This window comes from Burkholderia puraquae (assembly GCF_002099195.1).
Lineage (GTDB): Bacteria > Pseudomonadota > Gammaproteobacteria > Burkholderiales > Burkholderiaceae > Burkholderia > Burkholderia puraquae.
The window spans coordinates 416,400-437,648 of the sequence record NZ_NBYX01000003.1; the positions used below are offsets into that span (position 1 = coordinate 416,400).

The following is a 21,249-nucleotide window of genomic DNA, read 5'->3' on the forward strand; positions in this document are numbered from 1 at the left end:
GTTGCCTCCCGGAAACGCCCGCTACGCGTGTGGTGCGAGCAGAAACCCGCCGACCGTCCGGTGCAGCCGCGCAGCCTGCGGGCTCGTTCCGAGCGCGCGCCAGCAGCCGTGCACCAGCCCCTCTCCCATCCAGTAGTGCGCAGCACCGCCGGCCGCGCGAATCCGTTCGACGTACACGCGCGCATCGTCGCGCAGCGGATCGTGTTCCGCGCCGATCGCAAGCACGGGCGGCAGGCCATCGAAACGCGCCGCCGCGAGCGGTACCGACGCGCGCAACAGCGGGTTGCCGTCTCCCAGCGCATCGGACAGGCCGCCTTCCCAGTACAGCGCACGATAGCGATGGACGTCGTCGAGCGTCAGCATCGGCGCATGCGCGTCCGTTTCGCGCGCGGGCGCTTGCGGTTCGAACCCGAGCATCGGATAGACGAGCGCGAGGCCGTCGACACTGCCTTCGCCCGCATCGCGCAACGCGGTGGCCACGGCCGCCGCGAGCATGCCGCCCGCGCTGTCGCCCGCGAGCGTCAGCGGATGCACGCAGGGCCCGAACGGCCAGCGTGCGTCGCGCGCGGCGCGCGTGACCGCCAGGCAATCTTCAAGCGCGGCCGGCGCGCGATGCTCGGGCGCCAGCCGGTAGTCGACCGCGATCACGTCGAGCCCCGTATCGGCCGCCAGTTGCGCGGTGATCAGCGCATGACTGTCGAGCGAGCCGACGACGAAGCCGCCGCCATGAAAGAACAGCACCGTGCCGCGCGGCGTGCCATGCGCGCACGTGTAGCGCCTCAGCGCGATCGCGCGGCCGTCGGGCACATGCCAGACGGCGTCCTGCTGCACGATGCCGGCCGGCAGCGCGGCCGGTGTCCATTCGGCCGCGAAGCGGTCGTAGAGGCGGCGCTGCTCGCCGGGCGAGCGCGCCGCCGCGTCGGCCGGATACCACGCGTCGACGGCGGCAACGAACGCCGCGATTTCCGGTTCGAGCATCGTGTGCATTCCGAGGTTGACGGTTCGCGCCGGCTAGCGGCGCGGCGGCAGCCCGATCACGCGGCCCGCATACGCGGGTGCCGCGCAATCGCGTTGCAATGCATGCAGCTCGGCCACGCGTGCGGCCACGTCGTCGTCGAACGGCGCCGATTTCGCGCCGTCGCGCGTATCGACGTGCAGCAGCATCTGCTCGCTCGCCGATACCGCATCGTCATGCCCGTGCGCGAACAGTTCGAGATACAGGTGCAGCCGCTTCGCGTCGTGCGCGAGCACGCGCGCATCGACGCGCACCTGTGCGCCCTCCTTGATCTCGTGCAGGTAGTTCACGTGCGCTTCGAGCGTGTAGACCGAGCGGCCCCGCTCGCGACGCGCGGCGTCGTCGAGGCCGATGCGATCCAGCAGCGCATCGGTCGCGAAGCTGAAGATCAGCAGGTAGAACGCATCGCGCAGGTGGCCGTTGTAGTCGACCCATTCGGGCCGCACCACGTCGCGGTAAATCGTCAGCGGGGTATCGCCCGTCATCGTCTCTCGTCCTCAGTCTTCGAACCGCATCCCGTGCCGCGCCTTCACCGCGGCGATCGACTTCAGCACCTCGGTGATGCACTCGTCGCGATAGCGCTCGAGTTCCTTGATGCTGCGCGTGCCCTGCTGTTCGGTCGTGCCTTCGACGACGCTGTCGATCAATGCATCGGTGAGCGTGGGCGCAACCAGCTTCGTCCACGGCAGTTCGAGCGCGGGGCCGAACTGCTGCATGAAGTGTCGCATGCCCGCGTCGCCGCCGGCGAGCGTGTAGGTCAGGAACGTGCCCATGAACGACCAGCGGATGCCCGCACCGAAGCGGATCGCATCGTCGATCTCGCCGGTCGTCGCGACGCCTTCGTTGACGAGGTGCAGCGCCTCGCGCCACAACGCTTCGAGCAGGCGATCGGCGATGAAGCCCGGCACTTCCTTGCGCACGTGCAGCGGCCGCATGCCGAGCTTGCGATAGATCTCCATCGCGCCTTCGACCGCTTCCGGCGACGTGCGCGCGCCGCCAAGCACTTCGACGAGCGGCAGCAGGTAGACGGGATTGAACGGATGGCCCACCACGCAGCGCTCCGGATGCGTCGCCCGTGCGTAGAAATCCGTCGGCAGCAGCCCCGACGTCGACGACGCGATGATCGCGTCGGGCTTCGCCGCGCGGCTGATCTGCTCGTGCAGTTCGAGCTTCAGCGCTTCGCGTTCGGGCGCGCTTTCCTGGATGAAATCCGCATCGGCGACGCATGCCTCGATCGTCGATACGAAACGCAGCCGCGCGGGATCGGCGCCCGGCGCGAGGCCGACGCGTTCGAGCGCGGGCCACGCGTTCGCGACATTCGCGCGCAGCCGCTCTTCGGCGCCCGGCGCGGGGTCCCAGACGACCACGTCGAGACCGTGCGCGAGCGCGCGGGAAATCCATCCGCTGCCGATCACGCCGGTGCCGATGGCGGCGAACGTCTTGATGTCGGTCTTCACAGCCATGTCAACGCATCCTTCAAATCAGGGGAAATCGGTGGGCGGCCGCGCCTGTGCGTGCCGCCGTGTCCTATCAATCAGTCAGCGAAACCGCTCACGCGAACTCGGCGACCGCACGGCGTTCGAGCGGACGCTCGCCACGTGCGGGCAAGCCGAGCTTGCGGCGCCCTTCGGCCGGCGTCAGCACGCGGCCGCCGAGCCGTTCGACGATCTCTCGCGCGCGCTCGACGAGCGTGCCGTTGGTCGCATGCACGCCGCGATCGAGCCAGATGTTGTCTTCGAGGCCGACGCGCACGTGGCCACCGAGCAGCATCGCCTGCGCAACCATCGGCATCTGCATGCGGCCGATCCCGAAGCCGGCCCAGTGCGCGCCCGGCGGCAGGTTGTCGACCATCGCCTTCATCGTGCCCGTGTCGGCCGGCGCGCCCCACGGAATGCCGAGGCACAGCTGGAACAGCGGCGGATCGTCGAGCAGCCCTTCCTTCAGCAACTGCTTCGCGAACCACAGATGGCCCGTGTCGAAGATCTCCAGCTCCGGCTTCACGCCGAGCTCCTGGATGCGCTTCGCGCCGGCGCGCAACTGCGCGGGCGTCGACACGTAGATGTAGTCGCCGTCGCCGAAATTCAGCGTGCCGCAGTCGAGCGTGCAGATTTCGGGGAGCAGTTCCTCGACATGCGCGAGGCGCGTGAGGCCGCCGACCAGGTCGGTGCCCTTGCCGAAGCGCATCGGGTCCTCGCCCGGGCCGATCTCGAGATCGCCGCCCATGCCGGCCGTCAGGTTGATGATCACGTCGACGTCGGCCGAGCGGATGCGGTCGACCACTTCGCGATACAGGTTCGGGTCGCGGCTGCCGCGCCCCGTCTGCGGATCGCGCACGTGGCAGTGCGCCACCGTCGCGCCGGCCTTCGCGGCCTCGATCGCGGCGGCCGCGATCTCCTTCGGCGTGACCGGGATCGCCGGGTGCTTGCCGACCGTATCGCCGGCGCCGGTGACGGCGCAGGTGATGATGACTTCATGGTTCATGCTGGTTGCCTCGCTTGAATCGGGTTGTGTCGCATTGCGGGGGCGTCGGGGCGCGCCGGGTGCGGCGCGCGGGCCGTCACAGGCCGAGATACGCCTTCACGGCCGGCAGCCCGTCCTTGCCGTCGAACGTCCTGACGCCCGCGAGCCACGGATCGAGCACCTGCGGGTTCTTCTTCAGGTACGCCTTCGCGGCATCGGCCGGCTTCGTCTTGTTCATCACCGACTGCATCAGCTGGTTCTCGAGCTGCGTCGAGAAGCGCAGGTTCGTGACGAGCTTGCCGGCGTTCGGGCAGCGCGCGATGAAGTCGGGCGCCGTCAGCGTGTACACGCGCGCTTCGCCGTAGTTCGGCCCGAACGCCGCGTCGCCGCCGGACAGGTAGTTCATGCTCAGCTGGATGTTCATCGGATGCGGTTCCCAGCCAAGGAAGACGACCCACTTCTTCTCGCGGACCGCGCGCTCGACCGTCACCAGCATCCCGGCTTCGCTCGATTCGACGAGCTTGAAGCCGCCGAGCCCGTACTGGTTCGTGTCGATCATCTTCTGGATCGTCGCGTTCGCGCTGCTGCCCGGCTCGATCCCGTAGATCTTGCCGTCGAGTTCCGCGCGGTGCTTCGCGATGTCCTCGAAGGTCTTCAGGCCGGCCTGGTATTCGTAGCTCGGCACCGCGAGCGTCGCCTTCGCGCCCGACAGGTTCGGCGGCTCGACGACGTTGATCGACTTGCTGTCGAGGAACGGCTGGAGCTGCTTCTGCTGCACGGGCCACCAGTAGCCGAGCGACACGTCGAGCTGCTTGCTCTTCAGGCCGGCGAACGAGATCGGCACCGACGCGATCGTCGTGGTCGGCTTGTAGCCGAGCGCCTCGAACACGGTCGACGCGAGCGCCGTGGTCGACGTGATGTCGGTCCAGCCGATATCCGCGAAACGCACGGTGCGACAGGTCGCGGCATCTGTTTCGGCAAGCGCCGTGTGCGTGAACGCGCCGGTCGCCAGCACGGCCGCGGCAAGCGCGGCAATCTTCGTCGACTTCATGGTTCGTTTCCTCCCGGTTGGACGCGTGGCAGCCGGTGCGCGGGGTGTGCCCGGCCTGCATCGTGGGAGTAAAAGTAACGAGCCATATTGGCCGCGAGAAGACCGGCGGCGACCTGTTCTTGACTATTTGCGACTATGAGTGGAAACCACTAGGTTTCTTGAGAGGCTTGATGGATGGGGTTTCCACGCGAATCTCCGATTGATTTGGCTTGTCCACATGCGGCGCGACGCTTTCGCTTCTGCGGGGCACGAAACGGGGGGCCGGTGCGGCTTCGGGCCCGCAGTGCTCGCGCCGCACCGACGAACGGGTGTCACGAGCGCGTGTGAAGCTGGCCCGGCCTCCAGCAGCCGAAAGCGCGTTTCGTATTGCGGAATTCGCGCCGACTTCCGGCGCCGCCGCCTTTTCGTCGCTTGAAAACATGTTTTACATCGCAAAAATCGCAACGTATCTCATTGAAAAACAAGCAAAAATAATGTCTTATGTCTTATATAAGACATCGCCAAAAGCACGACGGGCGGCGTTACTATTTGTCCATGCAGTTCGCTTCGACAGACGTAGCGGGCACGCTCAACCAGTTACTCAAACGCGCTTTGCTCCCAGGAGATTGACATGGCCCAGTATCAAGACGACATCAAGGCAGTTGCCGGTTTGAAGGAAAACCACGGCAGCGCGTGGAATGCGATCAGCCCCGAGTACGCCGCCCGCATGCGTGCCCAGAACAAGTTCAAGACGGGCCTGGACATCGCCAAGTACACCGCGAAGATCATGCGCGCCGACATGGCCGCCTACGACGCCGATCCGGCCAAGTACACGCAGTCGCTGGGTTGCTGGCACGGCTTCATCGGCCAGCAGAAGATGATCTCGATCAAGAAGCACTTCAACAGCACCGAGCGCCGCTACCTGTACCTGTCCGGCTGGATGGTTGCCGCGCTGCGCTCCGAGTTCGGCCCGCTGCCGGACCAGTCGATGCACGAAAAGACTTCGGTCAGCGCGCTGATCCGCGAGCTGTACACGTTCCTGCGCCAGGCCGACGCCCGTGAACTGGGCGGCCTGTTCCGCGAGCTGGACGCCGCCAAGGACGCTGCTGCAAAGGCCGCGATCCAGGACAAGATCGACAACCACGTCACGCACGTCGTGCCGATCATCGCCGACATCGACGCCGGTTTCGGCAACGCGGAAGCCACGTACCTGCTGGCCAAGCAGTTCATCGAAGCAGGCGCATGCTGCATCCAGATCGAAAACCAGGTGTCCGACGAGAAGCAGTGCGGCCACCAGGACGGCAAGGTCACCGTGCCGCACGAGGACTTCCTCGCGAAGATCCGCGCGATCCGCTACGCGTTCCTGGAACTGGGCGTGGACGACGGCATCATCGTGGCCCGTACCGACTCGCTGGGCGCCGGCCTGACCAAGCAGATCGCCGTGACCAGCACGCCGGGCGACCTGGGCGACCAGTACAACGCGTTCCTCGACTGCGAAGAACTGTCGGCCGACCAACTGGGCAACGGTGACGTCGTCATCAAGCGCGACGGCAAGCTGCTGCGTCCGAAGCGCCTGCCGAGCAACCTGTTCCAGTTCCGCGCCGGCACGGGCGAAGCGCGCTGCGTGCTCGACTGCATCACGTCGCTGCAGAACGGCGCCGACCTGCTGTGGATCGAAACCGAAAAACCGCATATCGCACAGATCGGCGGCATGGTCAGCGAGATCCGCAAGGTCATCCCGAACGCGAAGCTGGTGTACAACAACAGCCCGTCGTTCAACTGGACGCTGAACTTCCGCCAGCAGGCATACGACGCGCTGAAGGCCGCGGGCAAGGACGTGTCGGCCTACGACCGTGCGCAGCTGATGAGCGTGGAATACGACGAGACGGAACTGGCAGCGCTGGCCGACGAGAAGATCCGTACGTTCCAGGCCGACGCATCGCGTGAAGCCGGCATCTTCCATCACCTGATCACGCTGCCGACGTACCACACCGCCGCGCTGTCGACCGACAACCTGGCCAAGGAATACTTCGGCGACCAGGGCATGCTGGGCTACGTGGCCGGCGTGCAGCGCAAGGAAATCCGTCAGGGCATCGCCTGCGTGAAGCACCAGAACATGTCCGGCTCGGACATCGGCGACGATCACAAGGAATACTTCAGCGGCGAAGCAGCGCTGAAGGCGGCAGGCAAGGACAACACGATGAACCAGTTCTGATACCGGTCGTCTCCAGGCGAAAAGCCAACCCGTTACGGGTTGGCTTTTTTTTGTCCGGCGACATCGCTCGCGGCGTGCTCGTCAATCATCAACCTGCATACTTCCCGCGACCACTCGCACGAACGCATCCGCCAGCACCGTCGGCTCGACCGGCAACACCAGCGCGCAAGCCGATTTCGCGTCTTCATCCGAGATCGGCACGAAGGCGACCCCGTCGATACCGAGGCTCGCCATCCGTTCCGGCACGATCGCCACGCCTTGCCCGGCCGCGACGAGATTCAGCATCGACGTCTTCGGCGACACGATCCGGGCCGTAGCCGGCACGAATCCCCGCTTCAGGCAAAGATCGATCACGACGCGCGCGAGCCCACCCCGCTCCCGATACACGGCCGATACGAACGGCTCGTGCCGCAGCCGCGCGATCGCCGTGCGCTTGCGGCCCGCGAGCGGATGATCGGCCGGCACCGCCACGCACAAGCGCTCGGCCGCGAGCTCGACGAAGCGCACGCGCGGATCGCGGCGCAGCACCGGCAAACGAACGATCCCGATATCGGCGTTGCCGTTCGCGATCTCCAGCACCTGATCCTCGGACGATGCGCGGTCGAGATCGATCCGCGCGCCCGGACACTCGCTCATGAAGCGCTCGAGCACCGGCATCAGGCTGCCGACGGGAACGGTGCTCGAATGCAGGAGCCGCAATACGCCCGCTTCGCCGCGCGACAACTGCGCGCCCTCCTCGGCGGCGGCAGTCAGGGTCGCGGGAATCGACGCCACGCGATCGCGATAGATCGCGCCTGCCGGCGTGAGGCGCACACCCCTCGGCTCCCGGTCGAACAGCAGGAACCCCAGCTCGTCTTCCAGTTGACCGATCTGCCGGCTGAGCGCCGACTGCGCGACGTGGAGCGCGCTCGCGGCCGGCGTGAAGCCGCCGAGATCGGCCACGGTCAGGAAATACTGGATTTGCCGCAGGGATGGCATGCCGAAAAGAGATGGATAAGCGCCCGATTTGATATTTGCGTTATACCGTTGCGCTTCCCAGAATGGAAGCCTGCCGTGCCGCAACCGCCGTCACGGCCACCTCGCCGGAGCCCCCTTCTTCGTGACGACTCTCCTGTCCTATCTGCTGGTCGTTGCCGCCGGCATCAGCGTGGCATTGCAGCAGGTGCTCAACGCCAACCTCCGCGCGCAGCTCGGCTCGCCGTGGTGGGCCGGTTCGGTCAGCTACCTCGTCGGCCTGGCCGCGATGCTCGCCGTCGCGCTCCTGTCCCCGCACCCGCGCTTGAGCGGCACCGTCACCGGTGCGGGATCGTGGTTCAGCTGGACCGGCGGATTCTTCGGCGCGGTGTTCGTCGGCATCGCGATCCTGATGGTGCCGCGACTGGGCGCCGCGACGACGCTCGCGCTGATCGTCGTCGGGCAGATGACCGGCGCGCTCGCATTCGACCACTTCGGCGTGCTCGGCATCCAGCAGCATTCGGCCAGCCCGATCCGCATGGCCGGCGCGGCGTGCCTCATTCTCGGGGTGGTGCTGGTTCGTGCGTGACGTCGTCATGCGCCGCTGTCGCATGCGCGTGCGCGGCCGACGTAGCGGCAACGCACGCGCCCGCGCCACACTCATGCGTAGTTCATCATCACCGACTTGCTTTCCGTGTACTGGTCGATCACCGCGCGGCCGAGTTCGCGACCGAAACCCGACTGCTTCATCCCGCCGAACGGCATCGCGTTGTCGAGCAGCGAGTGACAGTTGACCCACACCGTGCCGGCCGCAATACGCGGGATCAGCTTGTGAATCGCGGAAAGGTCGTTCGACCAGATGCTCGCGCCGAGACCGTAAGGCGTGTCGTTGGCGAGCTGCACGGCCGTCTCGACGTCGTCAAACGGCATCGCGACGAGCACCGGCCCGAAGATCTCCTCGCGCACGACGCGCATTGCCTGCGTCGTATCGACCAGCACGGTCGGTTCGACGAAGAAGCCGGGGCCGTCGATCGCGCGGCCGCCCGCGGCGGCACGGGCGCCCTCGCCGAATCCCGAGTCGATATAGCCGCACACGCGCTGGCGCTGCTTCGCCGATACGAGCGGGCCGATCTGCGTCGACGGATCCATTCCCGGGCCGATCTTCAGGCTCGCGGCGATCTTCGCGACGCGCTCGATCACGTCGTCGAATACCTTCGAATGGAGGTATGCGCGCGACCCGGCCGTGCACACCTGCCCCTGATTGAAGAAGATCGCGTTCGCCACGCCCAGTGCGGCCTTGTCCGGATCGACGTCGGGCAGCACGATCACCGGCGACTTGCCGCCGAGCTCGAGCGACATCCGCGTCATGTTGTCGAGCGCCGCATGGCCGATCGTCTTGCCCGTCTGCGTCGAGCCCGTGAATGCGATCTTGTCGATGCGCGGATCGCGCGACAGCGCGGCGCCGGCCGTGCGACCGTAGCCGGTGACGATATTGACGACGCCGTCCGGGAAACCGGCTTCCTGTATCAGTTCGCCCAGTCGCAATGCGCCGAGCGGCGTATCTTCCGCTGGCTTCAGCACGACGGTGCAGCCCGTGGCCAGCGCGGGCGCAAGCTTCCACGCCGCCATCAGCAGCGGGAAATTCCACGGAATGATCGCGCCGACCACGCCGACGGGTTCCTTGCGCGTATAGGTGAAGATCTCGCTGTCCGGCAGGTACGGCATGCCCGCGTCGATCACGCTGCCTTCGATCTTCGTCGCCCAGCCGGCCATGTAGCGGAAGCACTGCGCGGCCATCGCGACATCGAGCCCTTGTGCCACCGTCACGGGCTTGCCGTTGTCGAGCGACTCGATTTCGGCCAGCTCGCGCGCATTCGCTTCGACCAGGTCGGCAAGCGCCAGCAGCAGACGCTCGCGATCGGTGGTCTTCGCGGTGCGCCACGGCCCCGCGTCGAATGCGCGCCGCGCGGCGGCGACGGCCTGCTGCACGTCGTGCTCGTCCGCTTCGGGCACACGTGCGAGCACAGTGCCGTCGGCCGGATTCACGACGTCGAACTGGCGGCCCGACGCCGCATCGCTCCACTCGGCACCGATCAGCATCTTCTTCGGCTTCGCGAGAAACGCGCGCGTGGCGTCGAGCAGCGGGAAATTGTCGTTCGTCTCCATCTTCCTGATTCCTCGATTTCCTGAATGGGTCGGTTAGTAGCGATCGGCGACGCCGTCGATCCCGCGTGCCTGCAACGCGCGAACGAGGCCGGCGCGCACGGTCGCGACGTCGGAAAACGCGGGACGGCGGTGCGCGGCGACTTCGGCGGCCGTATACGGCTTGAAGTCGCGCGGCAGCGCGTCGCGGTTCATGGTCGTGAGTACCCAGTTGAGCACGTCGGCCAGATCCTGGTCCGACAGTGCCGAGTTCGACGCGCCGGGCACGCGCATCACGTACTCGCGCCCCGCCGGCAGATGCGTGAAATAGCCGAGCGAGTTGGCGAGCGGCGGCACCTTGCCAGAGATGCCGCCGCCCGTCGCCGTGTGGCAGCCCATGCAGTTGAGCACCCAGTGCTGCCGCGCGAGCGCCGCGTCGGCCGCGCCTTCGGCATGCGCCGGTGCCGCGGTCAAACCTGCGACCGCGCCGGCCAGCATCAGCAGCGGCGGCAGGCGACGCGACACGTTGCCGAGCCACGATGCCGCCGCGCGCCGCGTGCGGGCCGCGAAGTCGCCGACACGGGACGCGCGGGCGAGCGTCACAGGCCAAGCCCCTTGATGACGGCTTCGCGTTGCGCATGAACGGCCGTGCCATCCATCGCCTTCGCGCGCGCCGCGCGGATTTCGGCCGCCGTGAACGGCTTCGCGTCGCCGTGCTGCGCGTTGAGATCGAACACGACGTAGTTGAGCACGTGCGCGATATCGTCGTCGCTCGCGCTCGCAAACGACGGCATCTTGAAGTTGTAATTCTTGTCGCGCACCTTGATCTCGCCGAACATCCCGTGCAGCAGCGTCGCGACCAGTTGTGCACGCCCCGGCTCGGCCGTCGCGTACTTGCCCGGATACTCGGTCAGCGGCGGGGCGAGCCCGTCCTGCCCTTTGCCGCCCGCCTGGTGACACACCACGCACTGCGCGTCGAACAGGCTCTTGCCGGCCGGGTAATGCACGGTTTCCTGCGCGCCGGCGGCGCCCGCCAACGCGAAGGCAGTCATGCCCGTCATGCATGCGACGGCGATCTTTCCAGCTTGCATCCCTTTCATTGCTTTGCCGCTCCCAGCAGAACCGAAACCGAACAGTGATAGTTCGAATTGCCGTTGGCCATGCACCAGTTGATGTCGTTGTTCAACGACAGCTTGTACAGCGGCTTCTCGCGCTCGTTGCGGTTGCAGAAGCACTTGCCGCACGACGTCTTGCCGCAGCAATCGTTGTACGACACGATGTAGTCCGAACCGTCGTGCGGATTGCGGCATGTGCCGATCCACGTGATCGGCGAAGGCGTCGTACCCGGCGGGCAACTGCTCGACGTGCCGCCGCAGCAACTGCACAGCCAGCCGTCGATCGCGCAGTATTTCCAGTAGTCGCAGCTCATCGGGTCGTCGCTTGCCCCCGATGCGGCACCGCCGGAGGCCGCAGACGCGCCCGACGCCGCATCGGCCGCATACGCGGTGCGATCGACGGGCAGCAGCGGCAGCATCGCCGATCCCACCAGCACCTTGCCGAGCTTCGCCATCGCGCTGCGCCGCGAACTATGCTGCGCGACACCGCGCGCCGACCGCTCGAACCATGAATCAAACAGGCCCATGTCGTTGTTCTCCGTTGACGTTGAAAGAGGGTCGGCCGGTCATGCGTGCTGCGCGTGCGTGTCGTGGCTGTGATCGCCGTGCACGAACTGCTGCAGCGACGCGACGCCGCGCTCCTTCGCTTCGAACAGGCTCTCGAGATGCTCGCGCGTGTTGACGAGCCCCTTCGCGCGCACCGTGCCGGTTTCGTCGAGCAGCACCGCGTACGGCAGCTTGCCGATCTGGTACGCGAGGCCGAGTTCCTGCGACAGCACGTACGGGAAGCGCCCGAGATCGTGCTTACGTGCGAAGCGCGTGTGTTCGTCGATATCGCCGTCGCTCGCGAGCACGATGTTCACCGGTGTCGATTCGCTCGCCTGCAGCGACGGCAGCAGCGGCAGCAGCTTCTTGCAGACGGGGCACGTCGGCGACAGGAAGAACAGCAGCGTCGCCTTGCCCGATGCATCGATGCCGCCGACCTTCACCTGCGAGCCGCGAATGTCGGTCAGCTCGAACGTCGGCGCGATCGCGCCGACCGCCGGGCCCTTGTCGATCATCAGTGCGCCGGCCGGCATGATGCGTTCATACAGGATGCCGATCTGCCGCACGAGCGCGAGGCAGATCGCGCCGAGCGCGAGGACAGCCACCCACAGCAGGGCGGTGGAAACGGTGAGAGCGGTTTGCATCATGAATTCCTCAGGTGGGAAAGGCGCGGTACGTTGGCGAGCAGCACGTCGACGGTGAGCAGCGCGCAGACGATCAGCAGCACGGAGAAGAACAGCGTCAGGTAGTCGAACCACACGACCGCGCGTGCGCCCGGCTCGACGAGCGCGGTCGCGGCCAGCGCGGCGAGCAGCAGCGCGCGCCCGACGTGCAGCCAGCCGATGCCACGCGGTGCGTCCGCGCGCGCAGCCGCGAAGCCGGAACAGCCGCAGTCGATGTCGGTATGGCCGCGCAGGAGATTGATCGCAATCGCGGCGGCGAAGGCCACGAGCAACGCGATCAGGCCGATCGCGCCGGCCGTGCGCGTATCGGGAAACAGCAGCGCCGCGGCGCCGGCGGCTTCCGCGAGCGGAATCGCGAACGCCACGGGCGCGGTCAGCGCATCGGGCAGCAGCCGGTAGCCGGCGAGCGCCTGGCTGAACGCGGCGGGCCGGCGCATCTTCGCGAAGGCATCGAGCAGCACGACGACGGCGGCGCCGGCCTGGGCGCTGGTGGCAAGTACGGGATCGAGCGTCATCGCGGCCTCACGGGTTGACGAGCAGCGACGACGTATTGCCGATCTGCTTCTCGACGTTCTGCAGCTTGCCCGTGCGCGCATCCATCACGACGAGGTCGGACGTCGCCGTCAGCCCGTAGAGCAGCGGCTTGTCGTCCTCGCTGACCTGGATCGACACGAGGGGATCGACCTTCTGCTGCGCGAGATCCCAGCGCGCGACACGCTGCTTCGACTTCAGGTCGACCACCCACACCTGCGTGCCGGCATCCTTGTGCGAACCGTCGCCGCCCTTGTGCATCAGCACGTAGTAGCGGTTCTGCCTGGCCTGCACGGCCGTCTGCTGCATGCCGCCCGGGCGCCAGCCTTCGGCACGCTCGGCATCCGTCAACAGCGGCCACGGCTTGCCGAACACGGGCTTGTCGCCGCTGAAATCCGCGCTGCGCACGTTGCCGCCATACGTCGTGAACAAGTAGCCGCCCTTGTAGCGCGACGCGTTCACGAACGCCGGATCCTTGTCGACGTCGATGAACGCATCCGACATCACGCGCTTCGTTTCCTTGCCGTTCGCATCGAGCGCGACGGTCAGCGCCTTGCCGCTTTCGCACAGCGCGGTGAAGCGGTCGTTGCCCGACGGATACGCGAGCACGCAGGCCGCCGTGTCGATCTCCGACAGCATCTTCTTCGACACCGCGTCGATCACCGTCACCGACGCGGCCGGCGTGATGTTCGCGACATACAGCCGCTTGCCGTCTGCGCTGAACGCGGTGTTGTACGGCGACGGCACGTGCTGCGCATGCTTCGCCGGAATCACGATCTCGCCCGCGTGATCGAGCGTCGTGTTGTCGGTCATCTCGACGACGTCGGTGCGCGTGCCGTGCGAGCCGCGCGAGAAGTAGGTCGTCGCGACGAAGCTCGTCCTGTGATCGGGCGAAATCGCGAAGCCGGGGCCAAAGCCGCCATCGATCTGGCCGAGCAGCTTCTTCGCATCGGCGTCGTACACGTAGATGCGTCCGTCGGTCATCGACGGCATCGAGATGTCGACGATATAGACCGCGTGCGGATGCCACGGCGGCATCTTCTGCACGAGCAGTTCCTCCGGCTTTTCCGTCGCGTTTGCGCTGCCGGCCCATGCCGCCGCGAACGCCAGCGTCGCCGCGAGCACCGCGGTTCGTCGCCTTGTCCTCATGTCGCCTCCAGTTGGGGAATCACGTTATGTGGGGCGACTGTAGTTCGACAATAAATCCGCTCAGCACCCGGACCGGCACCGCGTGCGTGCCGATTCGGGATATTGGAAAACTGCCTGAAAGCCGCGTCGGCCGGCGTCTTCCGACCCTCTGGCGCATGCGCCCGAAATAGCGCTCCCCCTTATTGCGCCGACCACGCGGTCGGTTTAATCTTGCGCGGTCCTGATCGACGCACCCGGAGGCGCTGTGTTCGTGTTTCACGAGAGGTTCGACAACGCGGACCGGCATGCCGAGGCGCTGCGCGGCTGGAACCAGCGCTACGACCAGATCGGCTCCGGCGCATATCGCAGCGCGGTCAAGCATGCGGTGCTGGACGGCGTGCAGTTGTTCCAGGAAGCCGCCAACGTTCGCATCATCCAGCGCGGACGATTGCCGCACGGCCATACGGTGTTCGGCATGCCGCTCACCGGCTCGGGCGCATTCGCATTCGGCGGCACGCGCATCGAACGCGGCACGATGGTGATGGCGCGCGGCGGTGTACCGTTCGAGCTGCATTCGCCCGACGACATGTCGCTGATCGGTATCGTCGCCGATGGCGAACTGATGCAGCAGGTCGAGGATGCGGCCGATGTCCACCTCGACGAAGCCGCATTGCGGCGCGGTGTGGCCGACATGCCCACCGCCGTGCTGATGCGCGCGAGCGTGCAGGTCGCCACGCAACTCGAGCGTGTGCTGTCGGCACCCGATACCTACCGCGACGCACGCGCGCAGCGCGAACTGCGCGGCGAGATCGGCGGCGTGCTGGTCGATCTCCTCACGTACCGGATGCCCGAGCCGCCGAACCGTCTCACGCACGCCTGCCGCGCCGACATCGTGCGCCGCGTGCACGACTACGTGATCGGCCATCCCGAAGCACCGGTCGACGTGCTGAGCCTGTGCGCGCAATTGCGCGTAAGCCGGCGCACGATGCAGAACAGCTTCCAGTCGGTCGTACAGACCAGCCCGTTGCATTACGTGCGCTCGCTGCGCCTGTCGCAAGTACGGCGGATGCTGCTCGATACGCGGCAGGCCGACCTGCCGATCAGCGACGCGGCCGCGCGCTGGGGCTTCATCCATCTCGGGCATTTCGCGAACGCTTACAAGGCGCAATTCGGCGAGTTGCCGTCGACCACCGCGCGCCGGTCCGTACGCGGCGCAAAAACGCGCTGAAGCCGCGCAAAACCCGCGATAATCTCCCGCTGACCGTTCGGCGCGCGCGAGCCGGCCGCAACGCATGCCCGCCCGCTCGCCGCCCCGTGCGATGCGCGACGACCACCGGATTCCATCCCCTGCCCCGATGCCCGAGGATTTCCACTTCCTGTTGCTGCCCGGCTTCTCCGCACTCGGTTTCATGTCCGCGGTCGAACCGCTGCGCGTCGCGAACCGCTTTCGCACCGAGCTCTATCGCTGGCACGTGATCAGCGCCGACGGCGCGCCCGTCGCCGCGAGCAACGGCATCCCGGTCGCCGCCGAAGCCGCGTGCGCGGAGGTCGACAAGGTCGATACGGTGTTCGTCGTCGCGGGCTTCGATCCGCTCGTGTGCTACACGCGTGCGATCGGCGACTGGCTGCGCCGCCAGCACCGTCACGGTGCAACGCTCGGCGGCATCGACACGGGCAGCTTCGTGCTCGCGGAAGCCGGGCTGTTCGACGCATCGCAGCCGCTCACGCTGCACTGGGAAGCGCTGGCCGCGTTCCGCGAACGCTACCCCGGCCTGAATGCAACGCAGGAGCTGTTCGAGATCGACGACCGGCGCATCACGTGCGCGGGCGGCACCGCATCGATCGACATGATGCTCGACCTGATCGGGCGGCGGCACGGCGCCGATCTCGCGGCAGCGATCTCCGAGCAGTTCGTCGTCAGCCGGATCCGGCAGCGCTCGGACAGCCAGCGGCTCGAGATCGCCGCGCGCTACGGCGTGCACAACCGCAAGCTGATCCAGGTGATCGGCACGATGCAGCGGCACATGGAAAACCCGCTCGGCTCCGATGCGCTCGCGCAGGAGGTGTCGATCACGCGGCGCCAGCTCGAACGGCTGTTCAGCGCAACGCTGGACGACACGCCGACGCATTTCTACCTGAACCTGCGGCTCGATCGGGCACGTGAGCTGCTGCAGCAGACCGACATGAGCATCACATCCGTATGCGTCGCCTGCGGGTTCGAATCGCCGTCGCATTTCTCGCGCACGTATCGCGCGCGATTCGGCTTGAGCCCGCGCAGCGACCGGCGCGCGACGCGCTGATCGTCGCGGGTTTCAGGCACAATCCAGCGCGGTATTGCGCGTTCCGGCAGCGTTTCCCGCCGCTCGCTGAACAATACCGGCGATTGATCGACGGACCGAAGCGGTCATCGAAAATAAATTGGAATGTCGCTGAAAATATTCTGTAACATACCAAAAAAAGTTAGATAGGCAGCCTAACGACACGCGTGCCGCATCTCGGCGCGCGTCGCGCCACGCGGGCTACCAACCGATATCGATCCGATCCGAGGGGTATGACATGACGATGCTTGATTCGCCGTCGCCGCACCTGCCTGCCGTTCGCTTCTTCGTCCGCTCCCCCCGCTCTTCGCCCGCCCGTTTCTTTTCGACCTGACATTTAGGTTTCCTTAGTCAGTCGACGTTCCCAACACCGCTTCGCCGCACCGGCTCCATCGAGCCGGCGCGCGGGCCGTGTCGTGCCTGCGCGCCACGAATGCGCGGGCGTGTCCAACCGTTGAGATGAGGATCACGTATGCAGACATCACGCAAAGCACTGCCGCTCGCCCTGGGTCTCGCGCTCGGTTTCGGCATCGTCGGCGGCACCGCGGCCGATACGAAAGTCTCTAATCCGCAAGTAACGAGCCTGCGCGAAAGCCTGACGCGCGGCGTCGCGCCACCGGCCGCCAAGGCCGATACGGCCGCCGGGCAGTTCCGCGCGGACGGCGTCGCCGTCACGCTGTACAACCCCGCGTATCGCGCGAAGAAGGCTGCCACGACACCCGCCGCCACCGCGCGCGACTTCGTCGCATCGCAGGCCACGCAGCTCGGGCTCGACGCGACCGCGCTCGCGAGCCTCGTCGTCACGTCGGAACGCGCCGATGCCGACTTCACCGTCGTGCGCCTGCAGCAGCAGGCGGCCGGATTGCCCGTGTATGGCAGCGATATCGCGGTAACGGTGGCGAAGGACGGCCGCATCCTGTACGTCGCGAGCAACACGATCAACGGCGTGGTCGCGACGTCCCGCAAGTCGCAGGCCGTCGACCAGCAGCAGGCGCTCGACCGCGCACGTGCGTATCTCGGCGTGAGCGGCTTCACGAACCTGGATGCGCAGCTCGTCGCCTTCGTCGACAAGGCCGGCACGCATACCGCGTGGAAGGTGCGCGGCCGCCCGAACGACGGCCCGAAAGGCGACTGGGAACTGCTGATCGACTCGGGCAGCGGCGAAGTGCTGCGCGCCGAGGACAAGGCGTTCTACGCGACCGACGGCACGGGCTTCGTGTTCCGTCCGGACCCGCTGTCGCCGACCAAAAGCAGCTACGGGAGCACGGGCTACAAGGACAGCAACGACACCGATTCGTCGCAGCTCACCGCCGCACGCGTGCGCGTCACGCTGAAGGATCTTGCGCAGTCGGGTGGGCGTTACTCGCTGTCGGGCCCGTATGCCGCATGCGTCGATTTCGACGCGCCGCTCGACAAGGCGTGCCCCGTGCAGTCGACGCCCGCGTTCGAGTTCACGCGCGGCAACCTGTATTTCGAGGCCGTGAACACGTACTACCACATCGACACGTTCCTGCGTTACGTGAACCAGACGCTCGGCATCAAGGCGATGCCGTACCAGTACACCGGCGGCGTGCAGTACGACCCGCACGGCGAATCGGGCGACGACAACTCGTCGTACTCGTCGAGCAGCGGCCGGCTGACCTTCGGGCAAGGCGGCGTCGACGACGCGGAGGATGCGGACGTCGTGATCCACGAGCTCGGCCACGGCATCCACGACTGGGTGACGAACGGCGGCCTGTCGCAGCAGGAAGGCTTGTCGGAAGGCACCGGCGACTATCTCGCCGCCGCGTACAGCCGCGACTTCAACCAGTGGAGCCCATCGGATGCGCAGTACCACTGGGTCTACAACTGGGACGGCCACAACGAGTTCTGGGGCGGCCGCGTGACCAACTGGAACGTCGGGCGCACCTATGCGCAGGCGCGTGGCGCGGAGATTCATACGGCCGGCCAGTACTGGGCCTCGTGCAATCTCGTCGCGCGCGACGCGATCGGTGCGCAGGCGATGGACAAGGCGTTCCTGAAGGGGTTGTCGATGACCAACAGCTCGACCAACCAGAAGGCCGCCGCGCAGGCCGTGCTGACGGCCGCGTCCGCGCTCGGCTACAGCAGCGCGCAGCTCGCCGCGATCGGCAATGCGTACAACCAGAGTTGCACGTACGGCGTGACCGTACCGAAGAAGTCGTAATTCCGCAGCAGGCGGGGGCGCGTCGCACGACCTGCGGCGCGCCCTCTTCCTCGACATCGCCATCCTCACGAGATCGAACATGCCTACTCTGAAACTGACCCGCCTGAGCGCCGCGCTCGGCGGCATGCTGCTGACCGCCGCCGCGCACGCGACGCCGGTGTGGATCACGCTCGGCGACGCGGCGTTCCGCCAGTTGCAACGCATCGACGCCAGCGCCACCGCGCAATACAGCACGACCCTCGACGCCGGCAAGACGGACGACGGCGCCGCGCGCCGCGAAACCGTCCACGTCGTCGAAATCGACGATTCGCGGCTCGGCGAGCTCGCCCACGCCGTCCACCATACCCGCGGCCACGGGCCCGGCTATGTCGTGCACGACTCGTTCGACGAAGCGCGCCAGGCACTGCAACCGTTGCCGCCGACGCTCTCGAAGCAGGCCACGGCCGCCGTGTACAAGGTATCGAACGCGCCGCAGATCGGCACGTGGATCCAGCAACTGCAGGCCAGTAACATCGTCGGCACGATCACGTCGCTGTCCGGCTTCACGAACCGCTACTACACGACGTCGCACGGCGTCGCCGCGTCGGACTGGCTCGCATTGCAGTGGAAGCAGCTGGCGGGTTCGCGTGCCGACATCACCGTCGAGCAGTTCGCGCACACCGGCTTTCCGCAGAAATCCGTGATCCTGACGATCCGCGGCAGCGATCCGGCCGCGGGCACCATCGTGCTGGGCGGCCACCTCGATTCGACGGTCGGCCGCACGACGGAGAACACGCGCTCGCCCGGCGCGGACGACGATGCGTCGGGTATCGCCAGCCTGACCGAAGCGCTGCGCGTGCTGCTGGCGAACAACTACAAGCCGAAGCGGACGATCAAGTTCGTCGGGTACGCAGCCGAGGAAGCCGGGCTGCTCGGCTCGAAAGCGATCGCGAAGCAGTTCCGTGCGCAGAATGCGAACGTGGTCGGCGTGCTGCAGCTCGACATGACGAACTACAAGGGCGATCCGAAGGATATCTACCTGATTACCGACTACACGAACGCGTCGCAGAACACCTACCTGACGAACCTGGCGAAGACCTATCTGCCGGAACTCGCGATCGGCACGTCGCAGTGCGGATATGCGTGTTCGGATCACGCGTCGTGGAATGCGCAAGGGTATCCGGCGTCGTTCCCGTTCGAGGCCGACCAGAACGACAGTCCGTATATCCATACCGTGAACGACACGCTGGAGAATTCGGATCGCCAGGCGAATCATGCGCTGAAGTTCGGCAAGCTGGCGCTGGCCTATGCGGTCGATCTCGGCGGGAACGGCAGCGCGACCGTCAAGCGTTGACCGGGCGACGGCCGATTCCGGCGGAACGGGCGCGCAGCACGGGCGCGCCCGTTCGAAGCCGGTCGAGCCCGTGTGCCGTTCCGGATAGAATCGTCATTCGCTCACTTCAGCAACACGGTGCAATGCCATGACCGATATCTCCCGCTCGTTCGGCGATCTCACGCCCGAACGCGTCACGACCGCGTTCGACCTGCCCGGCCACACGACCGTCCGCTCGCTCGGCGTCGCACAGGGCATCATCGTGCGCTCGCGCTCGATCGTCGGCTCGTTCGGCGCGTCGCTGCAAACCCTCTTCGGCGGCAACATCACGCTTTATACGTCGCTGTGCGAGAAGGCGCGCCAGCAAGCGTTCGACAAGATGCTCGGCGACGCGCGCAAGCTCGGCGCGAATGCGATCGTCGCGATGCGCTACGACTCGACCGAGATCGGGTCGGGCGTCACGGAAGTCATCTGCTACGGCACGGCCGTGCAGGTCGCCCGCGACGCCGGCGCCTGACCGCCTGCGGTTACGCGCCGGCCGCCCACACGATCGCAACGATCGAGCCGGTCACGAGCACCACGCCGACGGTCTTGCGCCTGTTCAGTTCGGTCCACAGCAGCACACCTGTCAGCGACAGCAGGATCAGCGCACCCGCGAGCGTATCGACGAGCAGCACCCAGCCGATACTCAATCCGACGCCCTTGTGCAGGTTCGTCAGCCACGCAAGCGTGCCGGTGCCGGTGCGCTTGAGCGTCATCGTGTCGCTGCCGACCCAGTAGTCGACCGCGACGTTCTCTCGCGGCGACGCGATCGCGTGCCGCCGGCGCCGGCCGGACGCGCACCCGGCGCGGTGCGCGACGCGGGCGACGCGGGCGACGCGTCGATTTCGATGGGATAGGCAACGCTCACGTTTCGCTCCAGATTCTCAAAAGATTGTGATAACAACCGACGAGACTGCGGCACGCCTGCGCATCGGCGCCGCCGGCATTGAGCCGCTGGATCGCGGTGTCCATGTCGAACAGCAGCGCGCGCTGCGCATCGCCGCGCACGAGGCTCTGCACCCAGAAGAAGCTCGCGACGCGTACGCCGCGCGTGACCGGCGTGACCTGGTGCAGGCTCGTCGCCGGATAGACAATCATGTCGCCGGCCGGCAGCTTGACCTGCTGCACGCCGTACGCATCCTCGATCACGAGTTCGCCGCCGTCGTATTCGTCTGGCGCGGACAGGAACAGCGTGACGGACACGTCGGTGCGCAGCTTCACGCCGTTCGGCAGCACGCGCACCGCGCCGTCGACGTGGCTGCCGAACGTCATCCCGCCTTCATAGCGGTTGAACAGCGGCGGATAGACCTGATTCGGCAGCGTCGCGCTGATGAACAGCGGATTGCGCTCGACCGCGGCGAGGATCACGTCGCCCAGCTCGCGCGCGACCGGCGAATGCTCGGCGATCTGCTGGTTGCGCTTGACCGGCGCGCCCGTGTAGCCGGCCGTCGCGCGGCCGTCGACCCACGCGTCGCCCGCATGATCGAGCCGGTCGCGCACCGTGCGCACCTGTTCGGGCGTCAGCACGTTCGGGATGTGTACTAGCATCGTTCCACCTTTTTCATCGAATGCC

At 66.8% G+C, this 21,249-nt stretch carries 22 protein-coding genes and 1 pseudogene; 8 read left to right on the top strand and 15 right to left on the bottom strand.

Translation table 11 applies throughout. The features are described 5' to 3' along the window. Window positions 1-21 precede the first annotated feature (21 nt). From B7G54_RS08825 to B7G54_RS08845, 5 genes are all read right to left on the bottom strand, one after another. A complete protein-coding gene (locus B7G54_RS08825; RefSeq protein ID WP_085038860.1) occupies window positions 22-978 on the bottom strand; it encodes an alpha/beta hydrolase in 957 nt (318 codons plus the stop codon). 33 nt (window positions 979-1,011) lie between these two features. Continuing rightward, window positions 1,012-1,500: a thioesterase family protein gene (locus B7G54_RS08830; protein WP_085038734.1), complete on the bottom strand. Its 489-nt coding sequence runs from the start codon at window positions 1,498-1,500 to the stop codon at window positions 1,012-1,014. A gap of 12 nt (window positions 1,501-1,512) precedes the next feature. Continuing rightward, window positions 1,513-2,478, bottom strand: coding sequence for an L-carnitine dehydrogenase (locus B7G54_RS08835; RefSeq protein WP_011354221.1), 966 nt, complete (start codon window positions 2,476-2,478; stop codon window positions 1,513-1,515). Between the two features lie 88 nt (window positions 2,479-2,566). Then, complete coding sequence (gene cdhC, locus B7G54_RS08840) at window positions 2,567-3,496, bottom strand: 3-dehydrocarnitine:acetyl-CoA trimethylamine transferase CdhC (protein WP_059525285.1); 930 nt, start codon at window positions 3,494-3,496, stop codon at window positions 2,567-2,569. 76 nt (window positions 3,497-3,572) lie between these two features. After that, window positions 3,573-4,526, bottom strand: coding sequence for a choline ABC transporter substrate-binding protein (locus tag B7G54_RS08845; RefSeq protein WP_085038735.1), 954 nt, complete (start codon window positions 4,524-4,526; stop codon window positions 3,573-3,575). 323 nt (window positions 4,527-4,849) lie between these two features. Here B7G54_RS08845 and B7G54_RS38555 point away from each other — a divergent pair, with 323 nt between their 5' ends. After that, a complete protein-coding gene (locus B7G54_RS38555; protein WP_133059153.1) occupies window positions 4,850-5,179 on the top strand; it encodes a hypothetical protein in 330 nt (109 codons plus the stop codon). Further along, complete coding sequence (locus tag B7G54_RS08850; RefSeq protein WP_085038736.1) at window positions 5,137-6,720, top strand: isocitrate lyase; 1,584 nt, start codon at window positions 5,137-5,139, stop codon at window positions 6,718-6,720. Before B7G54_RS38555 ends, B7G54_RS08850 begins: the two co-directional genes overlap by 43 nt. Before the next feature lie 81 nt (window positions 6,721-6,801). Here the strand turns inward: B7G54_RS08850 and B7G54_RS08855 are convergent, their stop codons facing one another. Beyond that, complete coding sequence (locus tag B7G54_RS08855) at window positions 6,802-7,698, bottom strand: LysR family transcriptional regulator (protein ID WP_085038737.1); 897 nt, start codon at window positions 7,696-7,698, stop codon at window positions 6,802-6,804. A 121-nt stretch (window positions 7,699-7,819) separates the two neighbouring features. Here B7G54_RS08855 and B7G54_RS08860 point away from each other — a divergent pair, with 121 nt between their 5' ends. Further along, window positions 7,820-8,263 carry a DMT family transporter gene (locus B7G54_RS08860; RefSeq protein WP_085038738.1) on the top strand — a complete coding sequence of 148 codons (444 nt, stop codon included), beginning with the start codon at window positions 7,820-7,822 and terminating at the stop codon, window positions 8,261-8,263. Between the two features lie 71 nt (window positions 8,264-8,334). Here B7G54_RS08860 and B7G54_RS08865 read toward each other — a convergent pair whose 3' ends face one another. The 7 genes from B7G54_RS08865 to B7G54_RS08895 form a co-directional block, all read right to left on the bottom strand. Then, window positions 8,335-9,840 (bottom strand): aldehyde dehydrogenase family protein, encoded by a 1,506-nt coding sequence (locus B7G54_RS08865; RefSeq protein WP_085038739.1) that lies wholly within the window; start codon window positions 9,838-9,840, stop codon window positions 8,335-8,337. Between the two features lie 33 nt (window positions 9,841-9,873). Further along, window positions 9,874-10,314 carry a c-type cytochrome gene (locus tag B7G54_RS08870; RefSeq protein ID WP_244289310.1) on the bottom strand — a complete coding sequence of 147 codons (441 nt, stop codon included), beginning with the start codon at window positions 10,312-10,314 and terminating at the stop codon, window positions 9,874-9,876. A gap of 101 nt (window positions 10,315-10,415) precedes the next feature. Further along, entirely contained in the window at window positions 10,416-10,916 is a 501-nt protein-coding gene (locus tag B7G54_RS08875) for a c-type cytochrome (RefSeq protein WP_085038741.1), read from the bottom strand. Further along, window positions 10,913-11,458 carry a methylamine dehydrogenase light chain gene (locus B7G54_RS08880; protein ID WP_011354212.1) on the bottom strand — a complete coding sequence of 182 codons (546 nt, stop codon included), beginning with the start codon at window positions 11,456-11,458 and terminating at the stop codon, window positions 10,913-10,915. Before B7G54_RS08880 ends, B7G54_RS08875 begins: the two co-directional genes overlap by 4 nt. Before the next feature lie 39 nt (window positions 11,459-11,497). Further along, the gene (gene mauD / locus B7G54_RS08885) at window positions 11,498-12,124 is read right to left on the bottom strand and encodes a methylamine dehydrogenase accessory protein MauD (protein ID WP_085038742.1); all 627 of its coding nucleotides are present in this window, start codon (window positions 12,122-12,124) and stop codon (window positions 11,498-11,500) included. Then, the gene (locus tag B7G54_RS08890; RefSeq protein ID WP_085038743.1) at window positions 12,121-12,675 is read right to left on the bottom strand and encodes a MauE/DoxX family redox-associated membrane protein; all 555 of its coding nucleotides are present in this window, start codon (window positions 12,673-12,675) and stop codon (window positions 12,121-12,123) included. The genes mauD and B7G54_RS08890 overlap by 4 nt, the downstream gene beginning before the upstream one ends. A gap of 7 nt (window positions 12,676-12,682) precedes the next feature. Next, window positions 12,683-13,840, bottom strand: a complete 1,158-nt coding sequence (locus tag B7G54_RS08895) for an amine dehydrogenase large subunit (protein WP_085038744.1) — start codon at window positions 13,838-13,840, stop codon at window positions 12,683-12,685. Window positions 13,841-14,084: 244 nt separating this feature from the next. On the opposite strand from B7G54_RS08895, the gene B7G54_RS08900 reads away from it, so the two are divergent. The 5 genes from B7G54_RS08900 (at window position 14,085) to B7G54_RS08920 (ending at window position 20,151) form a co-directional block, all read left to right on the top strand. Then, complete coding sequence (locus B7G54_RS08900; protein WP_085038745.1) at window positions 14,085-15,047, top strand: helix-turn-helix domain-containing protein; 963 nt, start codon at window positions 14,085-14,087, stop codon at window positions 15,045-15,047. Between the two features lie 127 nt (window positions 15,048-15,174). Next, the gene (locus B7G54_RS08905; RefSeq protein ID WP_085038746.1) at window positions 15,175-16,119 is read left to right on the top strand and encodes a GlxA family transcriptional regulator; all 945 of its coding nucleotides are present in this window, start codon (window positions 15,175-15,177) and stop codon (window positions 16,117-16,119) included. Between the two features lie 490 nt (window positions 16,120-16,609). Then, window positions 16,610-18,322: a M36 family metallopeptidase gene (locus B7G54_RS08910; RefSeq protein ID WP_085038747.1), complete on the top strand. Its 1,713-nt coding sequence runs from the start codon at window positions 16,610-16,612 to the stop codon at window positions 18,320-18,322. Between the two features lie 79 nt (window positions 18,323-18,401). Further along, the gene (locus tag B7G54_RS08915; protein WP_085038748.1) at window positions 18,402-19,655 is read left to right on the top strand and encodes a M20/M25/M40 family metallo-hydrolase; all 1,254 of its coding nucleotides are present in this window, start codon (window positions 18,402-18,404) and stop codon (window positions 19,653-19,655) included. Window positions 19,656-19,782: 127 nt separating this feature from the next. Then, the gene (locus B7G54_RS08920; protein ID WP_085038749.1) at window positions 19,783-20,151 is read left to right on the top strand and encodes a YbjQ family protein; all 369 of its coding nucleotides are present in this window, start codon (window positions 19,783-19,785) and stop codon (window positions 20,149-20,151) included. A gap of 10 nt (window positions 20,152-20,161) precedes the next feature. Here B7G54_RS08920 and B7G54_RS08925 read toward each other — a convergent pair. Together B7G54_RS08925 and B7G54_RS08930 are read right to left on the bottom strand one after the other, a co-directional pair. Beyond that, window positions 20,162-20,443 (bottom strand): annotated as a pseudogene (locus tag B7G54_RS08925) (PepSY-associated TM helix domain-containing protein); the annotation flags it as partial. 97 nt (window positions 20,444-20,540) lie between these two features. Further along, window positions 20,541-21,224, bottom strand: a complete 684-nt coding sequence (locus B7G54_RS08930) for a Fe2+-dependent dioxygenase (RefSeq protein WP_085038750.1) — start codon at window positions 21,222-21,224, stop codon at window positions 20,541-20,543. Window positions 21,225-21,249 lie beyond the last annotated feature (25 nt).